The organism is Micromonospora sp. NBRC 110037, from assembly GCF_001652995.1.
Taxonomy (GTDB): Bacteria; Actinomycetota; Actinomycetes; order Mycobacteriales; family Micromonosporaceae; genus Micromonospora; species Micromonospora chalcea.
The window spans coordinates 74,293-97,958 of the sequence record NZ_BBVA01000013.1; the positions used below are offsets into that span (position 1 = coordinate 74,293).

The window sequence follows — 23,666 nt, forward strand, 5'->3', positions numbered from 1 at the left end:
ACCACCCCGCGCCCCCGTCGGACGACTGTCAGGCGGGCACCGGGGTCCGTCGCCTGCTCCGGCGCCCCGACGCGGTCCCGCCCGGGCTCGCGCCGCCCGGCTCGCCCTCACCCGGCCCGGAACCACCCGGTCCGCCGACCTCCGGCGGTGCGACCTCGCCCAGTTCGTCGTCCTCGGCCGAGGCCGGCCCGTCGTCGGCCACGTCGCCCAGCTCGTCCTCCTCCCCCGCCGGGCCACCCGAACCGGGTTCGAAGCCGGTGGCCTGCCGCGCACCGGACCGGGCATCGACGGACCGGGCGTCGACGGACCGGGCGTCGAACGGGTCGGGCTCACCCACCCGCTCCACGGTGCCGACGAGCCCGACCCGGCCGCCGCCGTACTCCGGGGGCGGGAAGTCGTCGTCGAAGGGCCGGTCGTCGAAGGTGGCCGGGGCCTGCCCGTCGGGCACCGGCTCGGTCGTCTCGCCGTGCACCCGCTGCTCGGCCTCCGCGTCCTCGACCGTGCTGGTGGCCGCGCGGGGCTGGTTACGCAGGAACCGGGCCCGGCCGCGGGACAGGTCGTGCCCGACCGCGACCGCCTCCAGTTCGTAGAGCGTGCGGTGGGTGCCGGACTCGTCGGTCCAGTCCCGGGTGTAGAGACGGCCGGCGACGATGACCGGGTCACCGACCGCTACCGAGGCGGCCACCCCCTCGGCGAGGCGGCGCCAGCAGTTGACGCGTACCCGAAGGCTGTTGCCGTCGACCCAGCGGCCGCTGTCGCGGTCGAGCCGGCGGGCGGTCGAGGCGACCTTGAAGTTGGCCACCAGCGTTCCGCTCTGGGTGGTCCGGCGCCACTCCGGCGCGGTCAGCACATTGCCGACGATCGTGACGTACGTATCGAACATCGCCCCTCCCAGGGATCGACTTGTCCCGGAAAGCGTCGGCCCGCCGCCTAGCCCGGGCCACCCGCCCGGCCCGTACCTGTGGATGACGGACCGCCTTGTGGACAACCCCCTGATCAAGGTCCCGATCTGCTAGGTCAACCGGCCCTACGCGCCTGACCTGCGGCGACGCACGATCGAGTGGAGCCGGCAAGCAGGCGTTCCGGAATCACGCCGGTTGGGTAAGTACTTGATCAACCGAGAGAAAGGGAGCTCCGATGCTTCTCCGAGACGTCCGCGAGGCAGCGCGATGAGCGCCGTGGCGAACCCCGCGACCGTGGCCGAGTGCCTGCGGGTCGGCGCCGGGTTCTCCCAGGGCGACCGCAATTGGATCGCCGAGCAGTTCGCGACCCTGGACACCCGGCTCGCCGGCTTCCACGCCGACGCCACCGAGCTGGAGGTGTCCGTCAAGGATCGTGAGGCCCGGGGCCAGAAGGTGACCCTGGAGTGCTGGATCGCCGGCCGGCAGAAGATCGTCACCACCTCGACCGAGGAGGATCTGCACGCCGCGCTCAACGACGTCCGGGACGACCTGCGCCGCAAGCTCAACGACGCGAAGACCCGGCAGGAGCCGCGCAACAACAAGCACCTGCGCGCCGTCGACCAGCCCGAGGGCGTCCCGTTGCAGGACGCCGCACGCGAGGACGCCGAAACCGTCTGAATCCTGGCACGGCCCGCCCGCTCGGTGCCGGCGGGCGGGCCGTCCCCGCGCCGAGGCGTTGTTAAGAAGGGGCCCTTCCTCTACCGGATGCGTTAACAAGGGCCCCCTCCTTACAGCCCAGCACCCCTACCGCCGGGTAGCGCGGCGGCGTACCGTCGCGGTCGTGGAACCGGACGTGCTGGGCGCCCCCTACGAGCGGCGGACGATCGACCTGGGCACCGACGACGAGGGGCCGGTCGTCGCGACCCTGGTGCGGCGGCGGGCCGACCGCCCGACCGGTCGCGCCGTGCTCTACGTGCACGGCTTCGTCGACTACTTCTTCCAGACCCACGTAGCCGACTTCTTCGCCGAGCGCGGCTGGGACTTCTACGCGCTCGACCTGCGCAAGTACGGCCGCAGCCTGCTGGCGCACCAGACTCCGAACTTCTGCCGCGACCTGAGCGACTACTTCCCCGAGCTGGACGCCGCCGCGGAGATCATCCGTGCCGAGGAGGGCCACGACACCCTGCTCGCCATGGGCCACTCGACCGGCGGCCTGATCATCTCGCTCTGGGCGCACGACCGTCGCGACGCCGGACTGGTCGACGGCATCGTGCTCAACAGCCCCTTCTTCGACATCAACGCGCCCTGGATGGTCCGTCGACCCCTCGCGGCCGCCGTCTCCCGCCTGGGCCGCAGGGCGCCGCAGCGTGTCCTGCCGTTCGGCCTGGGCACGGTGTACGGCGAGAGCCTGCACGCCGACCACCGGGGCGAGTGGCGGTACGACCTGGCCTGGAAGCCGCTCGCCGGGTTCCCGGTGCGGGCCGGCTGGATCAACGCGATCCGTACCGGTCAACGTCGCCTGCGGGCCGGGCTGGACATCCCGGTGCCGGTGCTGCTCGCCTGTTCGACGCGCAGTTTCCGGGGCACCAAGTGGCACGACAGCGCCACCGGCGCCGACGCCGTGCTCGACGTCGAGCACATGGTGCGCTGGGCGCCCCGCCTCGGCCGGCACGTCACGCTGGCCCGCTTCGACGGCGGGCTGCACGACCTCACGCTGTCCAGTCCCGGCGTACGCGAGAAGGTCTTCGCGGAGGTCGGACGGTGGGCGGAGGGGTTCCTCCGCGCCGGACCGACCGAACCGGAGCCCACGACGCCGCCGTCACCTCGGCGGCCGGCCGACGCGACCGCCGAGGGCTGAGCCCGGCCCCGCCAAGCCGCTTCAGTCGGTGACGACCGCCGCGAGCGCGGCGCGGATCCGGTCGAACGTCGCGACCGGGTGCCCGCCCGCGCGCCACGGCAGCACCACGCCCAGGCAGCGCAGCGCCGGTCCGCCGTCCGGTCCGGCCTCCACCGCGAACACCGGCGCGCCCACGTAGCCGGCGGGCAGTTCCGTGGTGACCCGCACCTCGCCGCCGTCCCGGGCGACCCGCTCGACCACCGCCTCCAACGGCCGCGACCCGTCCTCACCCGCGCCCAGGGCCAGCACGAACGCCGAGACGGGCGCCGCGCCGATCCGGGCGACCGAGTCGGCCGGCGCGGCCACCGCCTCGGTGACCTGCTGGGTACGCCAGCGCCAGCCCCGGTCGTCGGCCCAGCCGTGCAGGCCGCCGGTCGGCATCGCGGCGAGCCCCAGTTCCGGCAGGTGCAGCCAGTGGTCGGCGAAACCGGGCAGGTCGATCGGCTCGTCCGCGCCCTCGGCCGGGTCCGTGACGCTCGGCCGCAACCCGATCTCGCCGTACGCCCGGTCGGTCAGCGCGTCGGCGGTGAGCAGCCACTCGTGCGCGACCTCCCCGTCGTCGGTGGCGCCGACCAGCTCGCTGTAGAAGAAGGCGGTGCCGAGGACGCCGGGCGGCGTGCCCGGGCCGTCCGAGCCGGTGAGGGGCAGGATCGCCCGTCCGAGGAGCTGACACAGCTCGAAGACGATCTCGTTCTCGGTTTCCTGGTCGAGCAGCATCCGACGAGGGTACGGATCGCGTCCCGCCCGGCCCACGCGGGACCCGCCGGAACTGTGGTGCCGTTCCGGGCCCCGGCATGGGACGCTGAGGGGCGGAACGGACGCGCCGACCCGTACCCCCGGGCGGACGGGGAGCGGCGGTACCCTCTTGGCGCGACGACCGTCGGCGCGCGCCCGTAGCTCAGCGGATAGAGCAGGGGACTTCTAATCCCAAGGCCGCAGGTTCGAATCCTGCCGGGCGCACAGGCACTTCGTCTTCCTGAACCGCTCGCATGGGGCCATTCGTGGTGCGGGCGCGCTACGGGTGGCACTGTGGCAGCCTCGAACGGACGCACCAAGCGCCAACGCGGCGAGGTCGAAACGCTCCCCAGCGGCTCACTGCGTGTAAAGGTCTATGCCGGCGTCGACCCGATCAGCGGGAAGCGGCACTACCTGACCGACGTCATCCCCGCCGGCCGCGCCGCTGCCAAAGAAGCCGAGAAGGCGCGTACGCGGCTGCTGGCGCAGGTCGATGAGTGGCGCAACCCGCGCACCCGCGCCACGCTCGACCAACTTCTAGACCGGTGGCTTGAGGTAGCCGACATCAAGGCCACCACCCGCATGGGCTACGTCAACAAGCTCAACAAGCACGTACGGCCGGCGCTCGGCAAGCTGCCGGTTGGCCGGCTCGATGCCGAGACGTTGGAGTCGTTCTACGCGAGCCTGCGCCGCTGCCGCGACTGGTGCGGTGGGAAGGCGTACGTGAAGCACCGCGTGGAGGGTGCGCACACCTGCACCGCGAAGTGCAGCCCGCACGTCTGCAAGCCGCTCAGCGCTTCGTCGGCGCGGCAAATCCACTGGATCCTCAGTGGTGCTCTCAGCAGGGCGGTCCGGTGGCGCTGGATCGCCGTCAACCCCGCCAGCCAGGCCGAGCCACCCGCGCCGCCGCACCCCGACCCGCAGCCACCAAGCCCCGCCGACGCGGCCCGCATCATCAGCGAGGCATGGCACGATCCAGACTGGGGCGCGCTGGTCTGGCTCGCGATGACGACCGGCGCCCGCCGTGGCGAGCTGGCCGCGCTGCGCTGGCACCATCTCGACCTGGCCGCCGGTGTGCTGACGCTGCGGCGCAGCGCCTACCTGGACGAACACGGCGAACTCCGGGAGAAGGACACCAAGACGCACCAGCAGCGGCGGGTGGCGCTCGACCCGGAAACGATCGAAGTGCTGCGCGAGCTGCACGGCCGGTACGCCGACCGCCTGGCGCAGCTCGACGCGGACACCGACCCTGCCGACTACGTCTTCTCCCCCGAACCGGACAACAGCCGTGGCTACCGCCCCGACACCATCACCCAGCGGTACGGCCGGCTCGCCAGTCGGCTCGGCATCGACAGCCACATCCACGCGCTGCGCCCTTGCTCGGCAACCGAGCTGATCAACGCGGGTGTTGATGTGCGGACGGTCGCCGGATGGTTTGGACATGGAGGCGGCGGCACGACAACGCTTCGGGTCTATGCCGCATGGCTGTCGGAGTCGGATCAACGGGCGGCCGGGACGCTGGCCGCGCGAATGCCACCTCGCCGCTTCCACCAGCGAGACGGATCGGACCAAGCAGCCATATCGAGAGGTCGCTGCTAACCTGCGCCAGCAGATGATCGATGGTCTACTTCGGCCCGGCGACAGGATTCCCACCGTTGCCGACTTGGCGGCGGCGCATGGCGTCTCGGCGGGTACGGCTCACCGTGCTGTGGCACTTTGGCCTCAGAAGGGCTGATAAACGTTGCCAGAGGTCGCCGAGCGACGGTCGCGAGCGCTGAGGGTCGCACCTCGCTCCACAACTCACTCCGCGAGACCTAGACTCCGAGGTCTGCGCGACGCCAAGGCCGAGGAGTGGAAGTGACTGGACCGGCTGCCAGCGAACTCTCAGTTCGTAGCGAAAGCATTCAACGAGTCTACGGCTTGTACCGAAAGGACCGGTTCGAGGTCAATCGCCGTTACCAACGCAAGCTGGTCTGGGGCGTCGAAGAAAAGCAGCGCCTGATCGACTCCATCATCAAAGATATGCCGATTCCACTATTCCTGGTAGCTGAGATCGGAAAACCTGGCGACATCTCCTACGAACTCATCGATGGCATGCAGCGCTTCAACGCCATCTTCTCCTTCCTTGAGAACGAATTCCCCGTGAACGGGTTCTACTTCGACTTGGACGCGCTCGCCGACACCAAGGCACTGAAAGACGAAGGCATGCTCATTCAGCGCCAACCCGTCATGGACCGGCACCTGTCGGTAGAGCTATCCAACTACACCGTTGCCTTGTCGGTCTTTCGGCCAGCTTCGTCAGCCAGCGTAGACGAAGTATTCCGTAGAATTAATTCAGGTGGCAAACGGCTCTCTAGGCAAGAGCTTCGCCAAGCCGGCACGGTATCACCCCTCGCCGACCTCGTACGCATCGTCTCTTCTAGAATCAGAACGGACACCTCCCCTAGCAATAACGTCCCGCTTCGCGTCATGCCGAAGCTTAGTATTACCAGTCGCGACCTAAGCTATGGAGTACTAGTAGACGACATTTTCTGGGTCAAGGAAGGCGTCTTGCGGCGGGAGGATGTTCGCGAGTCGCTAGACGAACAAGTCGTCCTCGACATACTCATTGACTGCCTGATTGATCCATTCCCCAATACCGGAACGAGAATCCGGGATGCCTACTACGACTTCTCCGATAGCGACCAACCGGAGGACGTAGCGACGAAAGAATCGATGGCAATCGCGAGTGCGATCAACGCGTATGGCTCTGAGCGCCTTGAAAACCACCTCATGGAGGCTTATGACGAAATTCGCGAAATTTTGGCTACTCAAGATAAGCGGTTCTCATCCTTGATCGAGGCCGGAAGTGGTGGCCGGTCCCCACGCTACTTCCACGCCCTCTTCCTCGCAGTCTTCGAGTTGCTCTTCAAAGATCGAATGCGCATCAGAGACCACGACCTAGCTGCACGGAAGCTGAAAGGGATCGGACAGGGTGCACTCTCCGTACCCGCTGGCGGAGGTGACTGGGCGAGAGATGCAAAGAGAAACTCGGTTGACGCCGTAAAAGGCGTTCTTCGGGCAGCGTTCGAGGAAAGCGGCACCACGGAGGACTACAGCAAGTACGGCTGGGCAAGCCAACTCGAAACGCTTCTTGGAAACGCCGTTGTGGAACAGCAACTATTCGATTGCAAACAGGGTTTCTACACGCTCTCAACACCACGGTCTTTCGACGAGGCATCCTTCCGGAAAATCTGCCGGACGCTCACAGCGATGGCGAATGCAGGCCCTGGCGTAGTGGGACACGTGGTGATCGGAATTGCCGACAATCAAAAAGACGCGGCGCGAGTCAAAGATCTCGACGGTGTAACTGCACAACCTTATCGCCATTTTCAAATTGTCGGAGTTGAGCGAGAGGCAAAAGTAGCGGGCAAGTCCCTGAATGACTACTGGACCTGGCTAACGCAGCGCCTGACCAGTAGCCAACTAGACCCCGCGTTCGCCAAGTCGGTCGTAGCTAGCGCTCGATTGTTCAACTACCGATCCAGAGCCGTCGTTGTATTGAAGGTGGTGGGCGCAAATCAACCGCTATTCTTCGAGCAAAAACTGGTGGAGAGACTAGGATCAGAGACGGTGGAAGTGCTTCACACCGACTACATGCGAATTTATTCACGGTTCACATCCGCCGACAATTCGAACTAGCAACATCACCTCCTTAGCTCTAATTGGTAAGCGTTACGTGCGACTACTCGTGCTTGGTGGCACCTGGCTCGTGGGTCACGCCGTTGTCACAGCGGCAATCGACACCGGATGGGAGGTCAGCACCCCTAACCGTGGCACATCGAGCCCTTTCCTAGTACTCCAGCCGCACTTTCGTGATTCAGAGTTTCAGCAGCTCAGCGGCATGGTCGACGTCCGGGTTATGTCGTCCGCGTAGCTGCGGATGTCGATGCTATTGGACGGATGTGTGGCTTGGTCGCACCGTCTGTCTGTTGTGGCCGATCGTACGGCGGGCAGGCTCCCGTGCTTGTGTTGATCGATGAGATCGTGGGATGGCGGGCGGGTTTGGATGATCTGCTGGCGGGTTCGCGCACCGTTTCGGGCGGGCGGAGCCGCGCCGGCAGGCGCTGGCGTACCTGGTCGGGTTGCTGTCGCCGTTGGCGAGCAAGAACGGCTGGACCCTCGCCGAGGCCGCCGGAGATACCACGCCGAATCGGATGCAACGGCTACTCAACAAGTCTGCGTGGAACCCGGACGCTGTTCGCGACGACCTGTTCGCCTACGTGGCGGAACATCTCGGCCATGACGACGGGGTGTTGATTGTCGACGAGACCGGGTTCCTGAAGAAGGGAGTCAAGTCGGCTGGGGTGCAGCGTCAGTACTCGGGCACGGCCGGGCGGACGGAGAACTGCCAGCTCGGGGTGTTCCTTGCCTACGCCGGGCCGCAAGGGCGCACCCTGGTCGACCGGGAGTTGTATCTGCCCCGCCGCTGGTGCGACGATCCCGCCCGCCGCACCGAAGCCGGCATCCCCGCCAGCGTCGGGTTCGCCACGAAACCCGCGCTAAGGCTGCGGATGCTCGAACGCGCCGTCACCGCGGGCCTACCAGCGAAATGGGTGACCGCTGACGAGGCATACGGGCAGGACTCGAAGTTCCGGACGTGGCTGCAGCAGCAGCGCATCGGTTACGTCCTGGCCGTGCCCTGCAACCAGCGGGTCCCGACCACGGTGGGCAGCTCCCGTCCGGATGTCCTCGCCGCGAACGCGCCGGCACTGGCATGGAAGCGGCGCAGTTGCGGCGACGGCGCCAAAGGGCCGCGACTCTACGACTGGGCCGTGGCCTCCCTGCCCGGCACGGTTGACGGCTACGGCCACTGGCTGCTGATCCGACGCAGCATCACCGACCCCACCGAACTGGCCTACTACCTGTGCTTCGGCCCCGTAGGCAGCACCCTCGACGAAGACCTGATCCGCGTGGCAGGGACCCGTTGGGCGATCGAGGAGTGTTTCCAGACCGCCAAGACCGAGGTCGGCTTGGATCACTACCAGGTGCGCCGGTACGACGCCTGGTACCGGCACACAACTCTCGTTCTGTGCGCCCACGCCTACCTCACCGTCACCGCCACACAGGCCAAAAAGGGGGAACCGAATCCCACGACGGCCTCATTCCCCTCACCCTCGGCGAGGTCCGACGTCTCCTGGCACACCTGATCACCACCACCCGACCCTTCGACCACATCCATCGATGGTCACGATGGCGAAGACGACACCAATACCGCGCCAGAAGGGCCCACTACCAGCGAAGACTCCGGCTCCACCAGGTGCGGCTGGAGTACTAGCGTGGCCGTCGAGCGCCGAGCCCACGACAGGACGGACGGGAGAGACCGCGACCGGCTCCGACACAGGAGGCGCGGGCGTAGCGGCCTACGAGCGGTCTGTGTCGGCCGGAAGTCCCATCAGCAGATAACTGATCATCCGACTCACATTGATCAGCTTTACATCGCCTTCCTCCACATAAGAGAATGTCCTGTTCACCATCGCCGGTACAGGAGGGGCCAGTGGCCGAGGGGGACTTCCAGCGATTGCTCGAAGTAATGCCAAAGATCGCGGAGGCAGTAAAGGATCTTCCGGATGGACTGAAGGAGCGGGCTTACGAAGACCTGATTAGCAGCTTCAACGGGGTGCCGTCGCCGCGACCGGCTCCCATGGAGGCTCTGCCTGCCTCGCAGCAGACGAATGAGGCAGGAAGCGTCACAGAAGCCGAGGAAGAGACGGATGTAGAGCCTGCCGCGACCGGGGGTCGGTCGCGGAAGGCCAAGAAGGCGACGGCACCACGGAAGGCCACTGGCCGTCGTTCATGGACTCCAGTCCGCGACATCGACTTTCGACCTTCTGGCAAGCAAGCGTTCCGCGATCTCGTCGCCGAGAAAAACCCAACAACGATCCACCAGAAGAACCTGCTCGCGGTCTATTGGCTGGAACAGGTGTACGAACTTTCTGAGATCGGCGTGGGTCACGTGCTTGCTGCCTATAAGGAATGCACCTGGCGGGAGCCGGGCCACCCGAACACTGCCCTCCGCAACACGGCCTTTCTCAATAGCTGGATTGACACGAGCAGCATGAAGGCGATCAAGACCACTCCTCGGGGGCGAAACACTGTCGAGCACGACATGCCCATTACTACAAAGGCCAAGAAGTGACGCTTGACGCAGCGACGGCCCTGGCGCATCTGCCGCCAGGGCTCCGCGCCGAGTTAGTAGAGGAGTTCCGCAAGATCACCCGGAACTACCGGGAAGGACGGTGGGAAGCAGCCGAGCTAGTACGGCAGCCGCCGTTTGAGATGTCGCTGGTGGGGCCGGGTAGACGAGGTGCGGCCACCGCGTGATCGTCTGTCTGCTGTGGACATGACTTCAGATCTGGCGGTGGCCGCGTGCCACAGCGTAAACCCAGACCGGTGGCGGCAAGTCCTGACCGGGGTGTGCGATGCGTTCGCGGGACGCTTCGGGCGGGTCGAGCCGCGTCGGACGGCGACGGCGTTCGTGACAGGGCTGCTGGCCGACATCGAGGTCAAGACGTGCTGGCAGTTGGCGGAGCGGGCCGGGCATGCCCGGCCGGACGCGATGCAGCGGTTGTTGTCTCGGGCGGTGTGGGATGCCGATGCGGTCCGCGACGATGTGCGGGCGGTGGTCGTGGGCCGGTTCGGTGATCCGGACGCGGTGCTGGTCGTGGACGAGACCGGGGACCTGAAGAAGGGCGTGCACACCATCGGAGTGCAACGCCAGTACACCGGCACCGCCGGCAGGATCGAGAATGCGCAGGTGGGGGTGTTCTGCGGCTATGCCAGCCGGCATGGGCACACGCTGATCGACCGCCGGGTCTACCTGCCGGTGTCGTGGACCGATGACCGGGACCGATGCCAGGCCGCCGGGGTTCCCGACGAGGTCGCCTTCGCCACGAAGTCCGAGCTGGCCGCCGACATGATCACCGCGGCCGTCGACGCCGGCGTCCCGGCCGGGTGGGCGGCCGCGGACGAGGCCTATGGCAACAGCAGCGTCTTCCGTGCCCACCTACGCCACCACCGCCTGGGTTATGTCCTGGCCGTGTCCCGCAGCCACCTGGTCCCACTCGACGGCGGCAAGACCCGGGTTCGGGCTGACCGGGTCGCCGCCGAGCTGCCGGCCTCGGCGTGGCAACGTCGCAGCGCCGGTGCCGGGTCGAAAGGGCCACGCTTCTACGACTGGGCCTGGCTCGACGACGTCTGCACCGACGCCGACCCCGACGACGGCGGCCACCACAGCCTCCTGATCCGCCGCAACACCACCACCGGTGAGCTGGCCTTCTACCGCTGCTGGACCCCGCAACCGGCCACCCTGGCCCAACTCGTGCGGGTCGCGGGCATCCGCTGGACGGTTGAGGAGAGCTTCCAAGCTGCCAAGGGCCAGGTCGGTCTCGACCAGCACCAGGTCCGCCGCTGGGACTCCTGGCACCGGTTCACCACCCTCGCCCTGGCCGCCCTCGCCGTCCTGGCGATCTGCGCCGCCGACGCCGCCGACCACAACCCGGCCGACACCGGACTGATCAAGCTCACCGTCAACGAGGTCCGGCGCCTGATCAACGCCTGCATCATCCGCCCGCTCAGCAACCTCGCCCACCGTCTGCGCTGGTCAGACTGGCGGCGCCAGCATCAAGCCCGAGCCCGCCAAGCCCACTACACCCGACGCCTCAACCTCGAACTCCAGCCATGATCCCGAACGGCGGCTGCCGTACTAGACGGCGGACGCTTCTCGGAGGTGGCGTACACGATCCTTGCGGGCTACCTAGACGGGGGCAACTATGCCCAGACAGCGAGCAAGCCGTCCCGGTTTGACCATGCATGCAAGCTACTGGAGCAGGCGGACAGCAAGCTGTATCCGAAGTCGGCGCGGGTGACGGTGCCGCGGGTGCTCGTTGCGCTGTACGACATCCGTAACAATCGCGGTGTTGGGCATGTCGGCGGCGACGTAAGCGCCAACCACATGGATGCCACCTTTGTACTGCACGCGACTCAGTGGATCATGGCCGAGTTCGTCCGCATGTTCCATGGCACCGACCTAGCAACGGCGACGAGCGTTGTTGAAGCCCTCGTGGAGCGCCACGTCCCGTTGATCTGGCATGTCGGTGATACAGCACGGGTGCTCGACCCGTCGATGTCCCTCTCCAACAAGACTCTGCTGCTGCTTCATTCGTTCACAACGCAACTAACGGACAAGATCCTCGCCAAGCACCTCGAACAAGATCGTCTGTCCAACTACAAGAGAGTTCTCCGGCAGCTCCACCGGGACCGGCTTGTGGAGTACGACGAGACAACAGGCCACGTGACCCTCTCCCCCATCGGAGCAAAGACGGTGGAGGATCGCATCCTTCCGCGTCAGGTCCTGTAGCCGCTGCAGCGGCTCCTCTCCGATGCCGAGAGGAGCCGCTGCTACCGGGAGTACCCCTACCGGGTAGCAGGGAGTCAAGATCGAGGGTCCGGGAAGGGTCCGCAGCAACCTTCGGCGATCCCCGGCGATCTCCGGAATCCGCTTCCGCCCGAAGATGTGCAGAGACACGGCCTGACCTGCAAAGACTGCACCCCGCGAGGCCGCTACCGGCCCAGATACGACGGCCATGCGAGGCGGTCCGGCGATGCCTAAAAGTCCTTCTAATCCCAAGGCCGCAGGTTCGAATCCTGCCGGGCGCACCATCCCCACCGCAGGCCAGATCGTCAGCGGGCTACAGGTTGTTGATCCGGGCCAGCAGCTCCGCCTCGGTCAGGTTCTCCAGGACCGCGTCCTGCTTACGGCCCAGGACCGCCAGCAGCTTCTCCTTCTCCAGCTTCTTGGCCGCCGCCGCCTTCGCCGCCTGGTCCTCGGCGAGGCGGACGGCGATGACGTGCTTGACGACCTCCAACTTGGTCTCCAGGGTCGCCTTGGCCGGATTGGCCTCGGTGGTCACGAACGACTCGGTGTCGACGGCCTTGAGTTCGGCGTTGACCGCCTTGGCCACGTCGTCGAGGCTGAAGCCGGACTTGGCGGTCAGCGGAAGCTCCCACAGCTGCTCCGTGGTCAGCAATCCCTTGGCCGACGGATAGCGGAACTTCTCCCGGGTGGCCTTCTCAAAAATGGTCACAACGACCTCTCTCCGTTTTCTGGGCAGGGGATCAGAACTGGATGCTGAGGAGGCGGCGCCGGCCGCCGGTCATGGTCACCTTGGCGACCACGGAGTTGCGGATCGTGGAGCTGAAGCCGAGGCCGGAGAGCTGATCCGGAGAGGGCTCGCACTTGGTGCGGTCGCCGAGAACCTCGAACACCTTGCGATGCGGTTGCAGGTCGGCGCGGAGGAACTCGTTGTAGATCCCGCGCGTCGGCTGGTCGTTCACGCACCCCTTCAGGATGAAGAAGTAGTGCCGGTTGCCGACCTCGTTGTCGTCGAAGTAGTTCGGCGAGTACATGATCGTGGACACCGGTACGAACTGTTCGGAGGTGATCCCCCACAACTCCTTGCCCGCACTGCCCCGCTGCACGTCCTTACCCGGCCGGAAAGCGGTGATCACGCCGCCGGTGACCGTCATCCGGCCGACCTCGACGGTCTCCTTGTGGCCGACCGCGCGCTCGTGGCGGTAATGCTCGATCTTCCCGTCGCTCTCGGTCTCGATCACGAAGCCGACCTGGGCGCTGTCCCGCTTGCGGTACTGGTTCACCTCGATCCGGTACTCACCGTCGGGGACGTGGTCGGTCCAGGTGACGTTCTCCACCGGCTCGCGGGAGAACGGCCCGCTGGCGTTCATGTCGACGTCCAGCTTGTCGCGCTTCTCCTGGTACCAGATGTGGTCGCCGTTTGGTTCGAACACGTGCAGGTCGAGGTCGTCGTGGTTGAACCAGGACAGGCTCACCCGCAGCTTGCCGGTGACGTTGCCGCCGGCCCGCTTGACCTTCTCCCGGATCGAGTCGGCGACGTTGCCGCCGTACGACCAGGCGAAGTCGTTGTCCCACTTGAACAACCGCGGAGCAGCCGGGTGCCGGCCGGTCGTGAGACTGACGAAGTGCGGCTCGTGGGTGTTGGCGACCCACAGGTCGATGGAGCTGGCTCCGGGCAGGATGTCCTTCAGGAAGGAGACCACGGGGATCTCCTCCGGCTTCGCGTCACGAAGGCGCGCACCTGTCGACGTCCTGGTGGCCGCCTGCATGAGCAGCCCTTCGATGCCGTCCTTCATCTGCGGCTGGGTGTCATTGTCGACCCACAGCACGTTGTTGACCGACACGTCGGACAGCCGGGCGAACCGTCGCTGCAACGACTCCTCGATGCCCAACTCGTCAATGGTCTTCATGGCAGCCTTGACCATGGCCGGGGTGATCAGCGCCGTGGGGCGCTGGTAGTTCTGCGGCGCCACCTTCGTCTCGAACGACCGGACCGCCTGCTCCAGGTCGACGCCGGCGGAGAGAGCCTGGACGAGGGTGCCGATCACCGTGTTGCGCAAGCGTGCCGCCGGGTTCATGGCGTTGGCGAAGACGAAGGCCCGTCCGTCGGTCGCCTTCGTCCACCGGTTCTGCAGCGACCGGAACTCGGTCACCGCCCGACGATGCTCCGTGCCGCGGTAGAGGGCGTTGTCGTCGATGAGGTCGACGACGGTGTCCAGAGCGTGCGGGGTCAGCTCGGCCAGGCCGCGCTGGAAGACCTGCACCGCGGCGTCGAAGTCGCTCTGTGCCGCGCCGACGTCGTCGGTGCGATGCCGCTTCTCCACCCGGCCGTGCAGGTGGTGCCACACCTCGACCTGGCCGTCGCGCAGCGATCGGGTGGTCTTCGTGCCGTACTGCTCCTGAGTGGACCGGAAGACGGTGGCCAACGGCAGCGAGAGGACGAACTCGTCCAGAGCGGCGGCGACGACGGAGAAGACCGGGTCGGAGGCCGAGACCCCGGACCAGACGGTACGGACGCGCCCGGCGTTGATCTCGACGACGTTGCCGAAGTGCTTGATGAAACCGCGGCAGGTCGAGCAGTCGTACTCGGATCGCTCACGGAACCGCGGATTGGTGCCGGCGGGGAAGGATTCGAGGAAGGTGAGCCAGAGTGAGTCCCGGTCGAGGCCGTCGCCGACGAGGTACAACTCACCTTTGGACATGGTGGACAGACGTGAAGTCACGTCCGTCACGAACTGCTGGAAATCGCCCACCGTTAATCCCCCTTGATCGCCGGAGATCCTACGGAGCGAAACGCCATTCGGAGAACCGCGTTTCCGGCCTTCCGCACGGTCACGAGACGAGTTCCAAGGACGTGTTTCAGCGCGGTGCGCTCCGCGTCGCCGGCCCTAGCCCTGCTCGTCAGCGCCGAGGTCCAGCATGAACGGGGAGCCGGGGCGCTCGGGCTGCCAGCCCCGCTCAAGCCCCTGCCTGATGGCACTCGCGACCAGCGAAGGGAGCACCGGAGAGGCCACGGCATTCATCCAGTTGTCCGGTCGCGGTGACGCGAGTCGGACGACGAGAGTGGCGCACCCAGCCAGATCCGCGCGCTCAACGGCGAAGCTCAACGGTGACCAGGTCAGACCCTGGCTGTACGTCGGCTTCCGGCGGACGAGCCAGCAGTAGCGGTTGCCGTCGACGACGATGGGCCGACTGCCCCGCTTGTTCAGCGCCACTGATCCTCCAGCCGGGCAACCAGCGCGGCGATCAGGTCGGGGCGCTCGTCGGTGACGAGATGGCCGGCGCCGGGAACGATGTCGGCGTCCGCATGGATCCGCTGTCGTGCTCCTGCGCGCAGTCGTTCCGGGGCAGGAACACGTCGTGGTGTCCGCTCGCGACCACGACCGGCATCGTGTGAGCGGCCGCCGGTACGAGGTCGTCGGAGCTCACCGGACGGGCGTACCGGGCGACCAGCGTCATCCATTCTACCAGTTCGGCGCGGGGCTCCTGGCCGGGAGCAGACAGGATGCGTAGCAGTCGACGGCTCGAATCAGCGCGTGGCCGCACCAGCCAGGCCAGGAACGCCAGCAGGACACGGGGTGTGATCCGGAGCCGGCACAACCCGCCTGGAGACACGGCGACCTTTCCCCGAATCCTCGGATGATCCGCGGCGAGCGTGACAGCGCCGCCGAACGAATGCCCGAGCACCACGACCGGCCCGGCGGTGGTCTTCTCGATGACCTCTCCCAGCCACGAGCCGTACCACGTGAGCCGGCCACCGGCGGTGCCCGCTTCGTCGGAGCTCAGCCCTGGCTGGCCTGGAAGGTCGGCGGCGACCACCATGCAGTCAACTGTTCCTCGCACCACCGGCGGATCCTGTCCTGGCCCGCAGCGGTTCGATAGATCGAGGTCACCCGCTGCATCCTGCATCAGGGTGATCGGAGGCGCCCCGACACCCTCCGGGTCACCGTCAACGCGCTGCAACCGGTCGGCGATGTGGCGCCTCAGCGAACGCGGCCACGACCGGCACGTACCGCCAGGCCCGGTCAGGCCGCCAGCGCCGCCAGGGCGCGGTCCATCGCGGCGTTGAACTCCTCCGGCGTCAGCGTCAGCCGGGACTTGACGTCCCGGCTCCACTGGTCGGCGAGAACCTCGGCGGCGCCCGCCTCGACGCCGTCGAGCGCCGCGTCGGCCAGATCGGACGGCGCGATCTTGTCGACGGGCCAGCCGGCTGACATGTCGGTGTCGGCCAGGCCGAGGTGCACCGCCGTCACGAGCGTGCCCTGGTCGGCGAGTTCCAGGCGTACGCCGTTGGTCATGGCCCAGGCGGCGGCCTTGGTCAGGTGGTACGCGCCGGCGCCCCTGGTCCCGAACCACGACATGGCGGAGAGCACGTTCACGATCGCGCCTCCGCCGTTGCGGGCGAGTGCCGGCGCGAACGCGCGGATCATCTCCAGGTGGCCGAGCACGTTGGTGTCCACCTCGTGTCGTACCGCCTCCAGCGAACCGGTCACCAGGTCGGTTCCGGTCTGGATGCCGGCGTTGTTGACGAGCAGCGTGACGTCCGGGGCGGCAGCGGCGACGGCCCGTACGGATGCGGGGCTGGTGATGTCGAGCGGCAGCGCCTCGACGCCGGGCAGGTCGACGGTCTCCGGCCGGCGGGCGGTCGCGTAGACCTTGCGGGCGCCGCGTTCGAGCAGGCGCTGGGCGAAGGCGCGGCCCAGGCCGCGGTTGGTGCCGGTGACGAGGGCTACCGAGTCGTTGATGTCCATGCCCGGTACGCTAAAACCTGACGTTGACGTCAGAGGCAAGTGTTGATCGCCGAGACCGGGGTGAGAGGGGTCACCGTGACCGAGCCGCTGATCCGCATCGGTGAGGTGGCACGCGGCGCCGGTGTCTCGGTGCGGGCCGTGCGCTACTACGAGGAGCAGGGTCTTCTCGTCCCCAGGCGCAGCCCGTCCGGCCAGCGCCTCTACCGGCCGGACACGGTCACGCTGGTCCGGTTCATCCAGCAGATGTACGCGGCGGGCCTGACCAGCAGCCGGATCGCCGAACTCCTGCCGTGCTGGGACTCCGGGCACACCGACCCCGGGCAGCGGGCCATGCTGCGCGCCGAGCGCGAGCGCATCCAGGCCAGGGTCGACGATCTCCGGGCCGCCCTGGACCGCCTCGACGAGGTCATTGCGATCACCGATTCGCACCCGTAGGCGCGATCGCCCGCGCAGGTCCGACGACAGACGCATGGCGGAGAGTGGCACAGAAATCCTGGTCGCGTCGACCCGCCGGTTTCGTCGGTGGTGTCGGGCATGATCGCGTGCGCCGCCGCACGACGGCGGTCGACGAGCGGGATCACCGGGAGGCAGCGTGGGCGCATCGGGATGGACCTACTTCGTGGCGTACCAGCCGGATGCCCAGGCCGCGCTTGACGAACTGCGCCGGCAGGTCTTCGAGACCGGCGACTACTGGTGGGCGGCGCCGGGCGAGTTCGGTGCGTCCGCCGCCGACTTCCCGGACCGTCCCCGCAGCGAGGAGGAGCTGTGGGCGGACGAGCGGGTACAGGAGTCCGGCACACACTCCATCCTGGACATGTCGCGGGTGCTGGCCGACGGCGAGGAGCCCGGCTTCGGGACGTTCCAGCGGGTGACCGAGGCCGAAGCGCTCGCACGTGTGGGCGTCGCCAGGCCGACCCGCGCGCACGTCGAGGCGCTCGCGCCGCTGGCCAAGCAGCGCTGGTTCGGCCGGTACGCCGTGCTGCACGACGAGGCGGGCGTCCCGAGCGAGATCTACTTCTGGGGATTCTCCGGGGACTAGCGTGCCCGGCCGGCGAGCAGCCACCGCCGGACGGGCACCTCCAGCAGCACCCGTTCACTGTCCGGTGTGACCGGCTGCCGGATGTCCCAGCCGCCGTACTTCTCGGCGAACGCCGCCACGATCGCGGGCGGGAAGCCGGCACGGTGCAGGCGGGCGACGCCCTCCGCGACGACCGGGTGGACGCCGTCCTCCAGGGCGAGCGAGACGCGGGGGTCGGCCGCCACGTTGCGGGCCTTGACGCTGCGGCCCTCGCAGCCGATCCACCAGACGCCGTCGGCGTACACGAACCACACCGGCGTCATGTGCGGTGAGCCGTCCCGGCGCAGCGTGCAGAGCCAGACGTTGCGTTCGCGGGCGAGCCGGTCCTCGACGGCCGGGGGAACCGGTGCGGTGGGAGATGGGGCCATGCGACAAGTGGATCAGGTGCGCGCGGAGGAGCGCCACCGGCTCACTCGCAGATCCGCCACTCCCCGTCCTCCTTGACCATCGGGAACGACTGCGTCACGTTGGTCCCGACCGCCGGGGTGAACCGGATGGTCGTCGACCCGCTCACCCGGCCGTTGTTGTTCGACACGTTGAGCCCGGTGATCTCGTAGCCGGTGAACTCCGGCTGGGAGGACTGCTGCCGGGTGAAGTCCGCCTCGCTGACCCGGTCGCGTACGCGGGTGCAGAGCTGCCGGTACGCGGCGGGGTAGTCGCGGTCGACGATCGCCTCGGCGTAGGTCTGCGCTGTGGAGCGCGCCGGGCCGGTGGCTTCCTGCACGACCCGGAAGAGGAAGAAGCCGCCGAGCACACCGCCGGAGCAACAGATCGCCAGCACCACGCCGAGCACGATGAACAGGGTTCGCTTGGACTTCTTCGGCGGCACCATGGCCGGCTGGTATGCCATACCCCGCAGGGTAGGAGACGCCGGCAACCGTAAACCGGAGGCCGCGGCTCCGCTTCTCGGCGGGGCGCTGAGCCTCGGCTGCTTTACGCCGGAGCGAAACTCGTCAAGCACCAAGGGTGACCAGTACCCACAAACCGTGTTATTCTCCGGCGTCAATCTATGCCGCGCGGACCCGGCCGGGTCGCTGCCGGAAGGACATCCCCCCGATGCCGGTCGCTGCCGCCACGTCTCTGCCCGGGTCCACCCAGGCCCGGCCGGCGGCTGAGGCGTTCACGCTGATCTTCACGACGCTTCCCGCGCTACTGCGACTCACCTGCGGTCTGGTCGGCGCGGTGGTCGCGCTGTCGGTGCGGACACCGCCGGTGCGGGTGGCGCTGCTGATCCCCGCTGTCGTCGTCCTCACCGTCTGGTCGGTCTGGTACGCCTGGCGGGCGTTCCGGCACGGCATTGACGGGCCGCTGGTGGCCGGCGACGTCGCGCTCACCACCGCCGCCGCGCTCGCCGTCCCGTGGCTGGTCGCGCCGGAGGTGCTGCCGGGCGAGGCGAGCTGGATCGCGGTGCTGGCCAGCTCGACGGTGATCAACACGCAGGCCACCGCGCCGGCCCGCTGGTCGGTGCCGGCCGGGCTGCTGGTCACCGCCGCGTACGTCACCGGCACCACGCTGGCCGGCAACCCGGTCGAGGCGCGGGCGCACGCCGGGACGCTGCTGGTGCAGACCGGAAGCGCGGCGGTGATGACAGCGGTGATGCGCCGCCGGATCGCCCGCGCCGACGCCGCGTTCGCCGACTACCAGCGGCTGTCCCACGAGGCGGTGGTCGCGCGCGCCGCCCGCGAGGACGAACGGCGGCAGAACCGCGACCTGCACGACACCGTGCTGGGCACGCTCACCATGGTCGGCCTCGGCGCGGTACCCGACTCGGCGACGTTGCGCGAGCGGTGCGCGCACGATCTGCGTACCCTGACCGCCCTGGCGGGCGCGCGATCCGCGACCGCGGCCGGCGAGGCCGACCTGGACGAACGGCTGCGCCAGGTGCTCGCCGGAACGCCCGGGCCGGCGGTGACCGCGACGCTCGCGCCCTGCCGGCTGCCGGCGGAGGTCGCCACGGCGCTCGCCGACAGCGCCGCCGCCGCGCTCGCGAACGTGGCGCGGCACGCACCCGGCGCGACCGCGTCGCTGCGCCTGGCCCGCGAGGGCGGCGCCGTCGTGGTCGAGGTGGTCGACGACGGTCCGGGCTTCGACCCCGCCACGGTCCCGGCCCACCGGTACGGGCTGCGCGAGTCGATCCACGGGCGGATGACCACTGTGGGTGGACGCGCGCTGGTGACCTCCGCCCCTGGCGCGGGCACCCGGATTCGGCTGGAGTGGTCCGATGCCGACTGAGTCGGGTGCGGCGGTGACCGCCGACTCCGTGCTGCGTCCACTTCCCCGGCCGCGGGTGGCGACGCGCCCCGGACCGGCCACCGCCCCGCCGGAGGCGCACGCGGTGGCCGACGCCTCCGACGGGGGCGCGCGGATCGCCGCAATCGTCATCGCGGCGGCCTGGCACCTGGCGATCGCGCTGCCGGCCGTGTTGCGGGCGGGACCGGGAATGGCCTTCCCCGCCGTGGTGGCGGTGGGCTGGCTGGTGACCGCGCTGATCGGGGTCTGGGCCGGCGTACTTCTGCTGCGCGGCGAACTGCCCCCGGCCCGGAGCCTGGCCGCGGCGCTGCTGGTGGTCGACGCGGCGGTCGTCGCGGGCGCCGGCGAGCGCTTCCTGTTCAGCACCGCCAACTGGGTGTGGGGCGGCCTGGCCTGGTTCTTCCTGCTGGCGCTCTGGCGGCGGCCGGTGCGCTGGCTGCTGGTCATGCTCGCCGCGCACGGCGCGATCGCGGTGACCGCGGTGGTGCTGTACGGCGCGACCGCGTCGGCCGATCTGAGCCGGGCCACGATGTACGTTTACGGCACCTCCACCCTGCCGGTGGCGGTCTTCGTCGGCGCGGCGGCGCTCACCGCGCAGGCCCGGGCCCGGGCCGCCACCGCGGCGGCGGCGCTGGCCGTGGCGGCGGAGCGGGAGGCGGCCGAGCGGGCCCGCACCGAGCGCCAGGAACGGCTCGCTCTGGTCAGCGGCACCGCCGAGGAGGTGCTGGCCGAGCTGGCGTCGGGCGACGCCGACCCGGCCGACCCGGCGGTGCGGCGGCGGGCGGTGCTGGCCGCGGCCCGGCTGCGCCGGCTCATCGCCGAGTCCGACGACGTGCCCGACGCGCTGCTGCACGAGCTGCGCGCGGCGGCCGACCTGGCCGAACGCAACGGGCTGCCGATCGACCTGGTGGCGGTCGGCACGCCGCCGGAGCTGCCGGTGGAGATCCGGCGCGGGCTGGCCGACCCGCTCACGGCAGGGCTCGCCGCGGCCGAGGGCTGGGCGCGGCTGACAGTGGTCGCGGGACCGGACGAGGTGGTGGTCAGCCTGGTGACACCGGACCACGACGGCCCGGACGAGACGACGACCGGTGGGGGCGGACCGGTGGAACACCTGCACGAGCGGGACGGGGAGATCAGATGGACGCAGACCCGCTGGCGGCGGACGTGAACGCCGGGTGGCCGATCGGGGTGGCGATCGTGGACGACCATCCGGTGGTGATCGACGGGGTGCGGGCCTGGCTGGCCGGCGAGCCGCGGTTGCGGGTGGTGGCCACCGGCGACGACCCGGACGAGGTGCTACGGGCCGCGCCCGACGCCGAGGTGGTGCTGCTCGACCTGCGCCTGCACGGCCGGATGGTGCTGGACAAGCTGGCCGAGCTGAGCGCGGCCGGGCGCCGGGTGGTGGTCTACTCCGAGCACAGCGACCCGCCGACCATGCTGGCCGCGCTGGACGCGGGCGCGGTGGCGTTCCTGGCCAAGCACGAGGGACGCGAGCACTGTGTGGGCACCGTGCTGGCGGCGGCGCAGGACCGGCCGTACGTGCCGCCCGCGCTGGCCGGCGCGATGGTCGGCGACGCCCGGCCGGATCGTCCGGCCCTGTCGGACAAGGAGCGCGAGGCGCTGCTGTTGTGGTTCCAGTCGATGTCGAAGGCGTCGGTGGCGCGCCGGATGCAGATCAGCGAGCACACAGTGAAGCAGTACGTCGACCGAGCGCGGATCAAGTACACCCGAGCGGGGCGTCCGGCTGCCACGAAGGCGGCTCTGCTCGCCCGCGCGATCGAGGACGGACTCGTCCGACCGGAAGATATCGGCATCTACCGGTCGCAGGCGTCGGCCGACCGGCCGACCCCCTAACAGGTGTCATGACAATCACCCTACGAATCCGGCAGGCTCCCTGATACCGCCAACCGTCACCGGGAGGTCGTACCGTGCCGGAGGACGCCGCACCCTTCTTCGTCGGACCGCATCGGTTCGACGCCGACGCCGACCCCACCCGTCCCGTGCTGGACCGGCGTTACGCGCTGGTGCCCGAGCCGGGTGAGCGCATACTCGGGCATCAGTTGCTGCGGGTCGCCGGTCACCTGCTGGGCCCCACCGAGGACGTCCGCTGCTGGGCGCTGCCCGCGCCGGCGACGATCACCGTGACCGACCGCCGGCTGGCGTACGTCTGCAGCGGTTCCGAGTTGTCAGTGGTCCCCGGGCGGGACAGCCGGACGGGTGCCCGGCACCGGCGCCCGGTCCGGCTGTCCCGCCTGGTCAGCGGTCAGATCCGCTGGCAGTGGCCGTCCCGGCTGGAACTGGTCGATCACGGCGACGGCACAGCCGAGCTGCGCGTGGTCTGCGACGCGCTGCGCACCATCCGGCAGCCGGCGCTGGCACTGACCGGCCCGGTCGGGCCGGTCGCCGGGCTGGCCCGGCAGGTCCGCCGCGCGGTGGCCGGATACCGCCTGGCCAACCCCGATCTGGTCGACCTCTCACCGCCGGAGCGGGACGTGCTCGCCACCCGGGTCGCCGCCTCCCCCGGCCCGATGCTCGGCACGGTGACGCTGCCGGGCTCGCTGCCGGTGGAGTTCCTGTCCCGCGACGACTACTACCGTCCGCCGGTGGCCGAGGCGTCGCCGTGGGCGCTGTCCGACGTCCCGGCCCGCGACCAGCCCGGTTCCGCCTGCTGACCCTCCCCCGAGCGCGCATCCTCTGCGGCATGGAGGTGCATCCTTGCGCGGTGCGGCTGTCCTCAGTCGGCGGAACAGGTGAGCGTTCTCGGCGGCCCTTTCCTCGTATGTGCGTGGTGGGCGGCCGAAGATCTCGGCAACGGAGGGGCGTTGCGTGAGACTCCACTCGCTCAGTTCGGCCGGGCGCGCACCGCACTCCTGGAGGGCACACCACCAGATGAGACGAACGTACTACGTCATGAGATCTGTGTAGATCTTGGTACGAAAGGGCCCTCATGGGGGCTGTTCAGTCCCATGACATCTGTCAGCGTTGAAGTCCCGATACATGTGTCACGTGGTAGGGATCTTGGGTCGGGTGGTATGTGCTGCCGGGCATGGCTTCTCGGCGGCATGTGATGAACCTGCTGGACGCGCTGCTGGCGGCGGGGGTTCGGGTGAACGCGGCCGAGTTCGCGCGTGAGCACGGGGTGTCGGTGCGCACGGTGTACCGGCACCGCGCACGTATCCGGGCCGAGGGTCAGTGGCAGGAACGATCCCGGCGGCCGCGTACCAGTCCGCGGGTCACGCCGCCGGAGGTGGACGCGTGGATCTGCAAACTGCGCGCTGAACTGGGCCCGGACAACGGGGCTGACTTCATCCGAGACGCGTTGGACGATGTGCGCCGGCGCACCGACGCGTCCTGGTCGGTGCCGTCACGCTCGACGGTCAACCGGGTGCTGGCCCGGCATGACCTGCTCGTGGCTACTCCGGCTAAACGACCGCGTAGCTCGTGGCGGCGTTTCAGCTATGCCCGGCCCCGCGACTGCTATCAGATCGACGCCACCGAAGTGAAACTCGCCGACGGCCGCACTGTCGTCGTCTTCGACGTCCTGGACGACTGCACCCGCACCCTGGTCGCCTGCCACGCCGCCGCCGCGGAGACCGCCCGAGCCGCGATCACCGCGATCAGACAGGCGTTCACCGCCTAC

General features: G+C 68.8%; 24 protein-coding genes, 1 tRNA gene and 1 pseudogene. 17 read left to right on the top strand and 9 right to left on the bottom strand.

The genetic code is table 11. The features are described 5' to 3' along the window. Positions 1–28: 28 nt before the first annotated feature. The gene (ssb, locus tag A4R25_RS28260) at positions 29–883 is read right to left on the bottom strand and encodes a single-stranded DNA-binding protein (protein WP_064448661.1); all 855 of its coding nucleotides are present in this window, start codon (positions 881–883) and stop codon (positions 29–31) included. Between the two features lie 286 nt (positions 884–1,169). Here ssb and A4R25_RS28265 point away from each other — a divergent pair, with 286 nt between their 5' ends. Both A4R25_RS28265 and A4R25_RS28270 read left to right on the top strand, forming a co-directional pair. Next, positions 1,170–1,580 (top strand): HPF/RaiA family ribosome-associated protein, encoded by a 411-nt coding sequence (locus A4R25_RS28265; protein WP_043328869.1) that lies wholly within the window; start codon positions 1,170–1,172, stop codon positions 1,578–1,580. A gap of 163 nt (positions 1,581–1,743) precedes the next feature. Next, on the top strand, positions 1,744–2,760 hold the full coding sequence (locus tag A4R25_RS28270) for an alpha/beta hydrolase (RefSeq protein ID WP_043328867.1): 1,017 nt from the start codon (positions 1,744–1,746) through the stop codon (positions 2,758–2,760). A gap of 21 nt (positions 2,761–2,781) precedes the next feature. Here A4R25_RS28270 and A4R25_RS28275 read toward each other — a convergent pair whose 3' ends face one another. Next, complete coding sequence (locus tag A4R25_RS28275; protein WP_064448662.1) at positions 2,782–3,516, bottom strand: hypothetical protein; 735 nt, start codon at positions 3,514–3,516, stop codon at positions 2,782–2,784. Between the two features lie 170 nt (positions 3,517–3,686). Between A4R25_RS28275 and A4R25_RS28280 the strand changes: the two genes are divergently transcribed. The 8 genes and pseudogenes from A4R25_RS28280 (at position 3,687) to A4R25_RS28305 (ending at position 11,932) form a co-directional block, all read left to right on the top strand. Continuing rightward, positions 3,687–3,759: transfer RNA gene (locus tag A4R25_RS28280), tRNA-Arg, on the top strand. A 69-nt stretch (positions 3,760–3,828) separates the two neighbouring features. Continuing rightward, positions 3,829–5,133, top strand: coding sequence for a tyrosine-type recombinase/integrase (locus A4R25_RS28285; RefSeq protein ID WP_064448663.1), 1,305 nt, complete (start codon positions 3,829–3,831; stop codon positions 5,131–5,133). A 13-nt stretch (positions 5,134–5,146) separates the two neighbouring features. After that, positions 5,147–5,269 carry a GntR family transcriptional regulator gene (locus A4R25_RS31960; RefSeq protein WP_082931174.1) on the top strand — a complete coding sequence of 41 codons (123 nt, stop codon included), beginning with the start codon at positions 5,147–5,149 and terminating at the stop codon, positions 5,267–5,269. Positions 5,270–5,391: 122 nt separating this feature from the next. Beyond that, positions 5,392–7,215: a DUF262 domain-containing protein gene (locus A4R25_RS30900; RefSeq protein WP_197494986.1), complete on the top strand. Its 1,824-nt coding sequence runs from the start codon at positions 5,392–5,394 to the stop codon at positions 7,213–7,215. A gap of 333 nt (positions 7,216–7,548) precedes the next feature. Next, a pseudogene (locus A4R25_RS28295) lies at positions 7,549–8,666 on the top strand (IS701 family transposase); the annotation flags it as partial. A 404-nt stretch (positions 8,667–9,070) separates the two neighbouring features. Further along, positions 9,071–9,712: a hypothetical protein gene (locus tag A4R25_RS31290; protein ID WP_157539182.1), complete on the top strand. Its 642-nt coding sequence runs from the start codon at positions 9,071–9,073 to the stop codon at positions 9,710–9,712. 204 nt (positions 9,713–9,916) lie between these two features. Continuing rightward, positions 9,917–11,257: an IS701 family transposase gene (locus tag A4R25_RS28300; protein ID WP_278090470.1), complete on the top strand. Its 1,341-nt coding sequence runs from the start codon at positions 9,917–9,919 to the stop codon at positions 11,255–11,257. Between the two features lie 45 nt (positions 11,258–11,302). Then, the gene (locus tag A4R25_RS28305; protein ID WP_064448665.1) at positions 11,303–11,932 is read left to right on the top strand and encodes a hypothetical protein; all 630 of its coding nucleotides are present in this window, start codon (positions 11,303–11,305) and stop codon (positions 11,930–11,932) included. A 331-nt stretch (positions 11,933–12,263) separates the two neighbouring features. On the opposite strand, the gene A4R25_RS28310 is transcribed toward A4R25_RS28305, so the two are convergent. The 5 genes from A4R25_RS28310 to A4R25_RS28330 form a co-directional block, all read right to left on the bottom strand. Further along, positions 12,264–12,659 (bottom strand): hypothetical protein, encoded by a 396-nt coding sequence (locus tag A4R25_RS28310; protein ID WP_064448666.1) that lies wholly within the window; start codon positions 12,657–12,659, stop codon positions 12,264–12,266. Positions 12,660–12,690: 31 nt separating this feature from the next. Continuing rightward, on the bottom strand, positions 12,691–14,700 hold the full coding sequence (locus tag A4R25_RS28315) for a hypothetical protein (RefSeq protein ID WP_064448667.1): 2,010 nt from the start codon (positions 14,698–14,700) through the stop codon (positions 12,691–12,693). Positions 14,701–14,835: 135 nt separating this feature from the next. Continuing rightward, positions 14,836–15,162: a hypothetical protein gene (locus A4R25_RS28320; RefSeq protein WP_064448668.1), complete on the bottom strand. Its 327-nt coding sequence runs from the start codon at positions 15,160–15,162 to the stop codon at positions 14,836–14,838. 31 nt (positions 15,163–15,193) lie between these two features. After that, positions 15,194–15,769: an alpha/beta fold hydrolase gene (locus A4R25_RS28325; protein WP_064448669.1), complete on the bottom strand. Its 576-nt coding sequence runs from the start codon at positions 15,767–15,769 to the stop codon at positions 15,194–15,196. Positions 15,770–15,972: 203 nt separating this feature from the next. Then, positions 15,973–16,698: an SDR family oxidoreductase gene (locus tag A4R25_RS28330; RefSeq protein WP_064448670.1), complete on the bottom strand. Its 726-nt coding sequence runs from the start codon at positions 16,696–16,698 to the stop codon at positions 15,973–15,975. A gap of 75 nt (positions 16,699–16,773) precedes the next feature. Here A4R25_RS28330 and A4R25_RS28335 point away from each other — a divergent pair, with 75 nt between their 5' ends. Both A4R25_RS28335 and A4R25_RS28340 read left to right on the top strand, forming a co-directional pair. Next, positions 16,774–17,133: a MerR family transcriptional regulator gene (locus A4R25_RS28335; protein ID WP_197494987.1), complete on the top strand. Its 360-nt coding sequence runs from the start codon at positions 16,774–16,776 to the stop codon at positions 17,131–17,133. A gap of 157 nt (positions 17,134–17,290) precedes the next feature. Beyond that, the gene (locus A4R25_RS28340) at positions 17,291–17,737 is read left to right on the top strand and encodes a hypothetical protein (protein WP_064448671.1); all 447 of its coding nucleotides are present in this window, start codon (positions 17,291–17,293) and stop codon (positions 17,735–17,737) included. Here the strand turns inward: A4R25_RS28340 and A4R25_RS28345 are convergent. Together A4R25_RS28345 and A4R25_RS28350 are read right to left on the bottom strand one after the other, a co-directional pair. After that, positions 17,734–18,144: a TIGR03618 family F420-dependent PPOX class oxidoreductase gene (locus A4R25_RS28345; protein ID WP_064448672.1), complete on the bottom strand. Its 411-nt coding sequence runs from the start codon at positions 18,142–18,144 to the stop codon at positions 17,734–17,736. The genes A4R25_RS28340 and A4R25_RS28345 overlap by 4 nt on opposite strands. A gap of 41 nt (positions 18,145–18,185) precedes the next feature. Further along, positions 18,186–18,626 carry a hypothetical protein gene (locus A4R25_RS28350; protein ID WP_043328848.1) on the bottom strand — a complete coding sequence of 147 codons (441 nt, stop codon included), beginning with the start codon at positions 18,624–18,626 and terminating at the stop codon, positions 18,186–18,188. A 206-nt stretch (positions 18,627–18,832) separates the two neighbouring features. Between A4R25_RS28350 and A4R25_RS28355 the strand changes: the two genes are divergently transcribed. The 5 genes from A4R25_RS28355 to A4R25_RS28375 form a co-directional block, all read left to right on the top strand. After that, entirely contained in the window at positions 18,833–20,008 is a 1,176-nt protein-coding gene (locus tag A4R25_RS28355; RefSeq protein WP_064448673.1) for an ATP-binding protein, read from the top strand. Then, positions 19,998–21,194: a hypothetical protein gene (locus A4R25_RS28360; RefSeq protein WP_064448674.1), complete on the top strand. Its 1,197-nt coding sequence runs from the start codon at positions 19,998–20,000 to the stop codon at positions 21,192–21,194. Before A4R25_RS28355 ends, A4R25_RS28360 begins: the two co-directional genes overlap by 11 nt. Continuing rightward, on the top strand, positions 21,164–21,880 hold the full coding sequence (locus A4R25_RS28365; protein WP_043328844.1) for a response regulator transcription factor: 717 nt from the start codon (positions 21,164–21,166) through the stop codon (positions 21,878–21,880). Before A4R25_RS28360 ends, A4R25_RS28365 begins: the two co-directional genes overlap by 31 nt. A gap of 74 nt (positions 21,881–21,954) precedes the next feature. Then, on the top strand, positions 21,955–22,698 hold the full coding sequence (locus A4R25_RS28370) for a hypothetical protein (RefSeq protein WP_043328843.1): 744 nt from the start codon (positions 21,955–21,957) through the stop codon (positions 22,696–22,698). Positions 22,699–23,072: 374 nt separating this feature from the next. Further along, on the top strand, positions 23,073–23,666 hold a 594-nt coding region (locus tag A4R25_RS28375; protein WP_157539186.1), incomplete at its 3' end, for a helix-turn-helix domain-containing protein.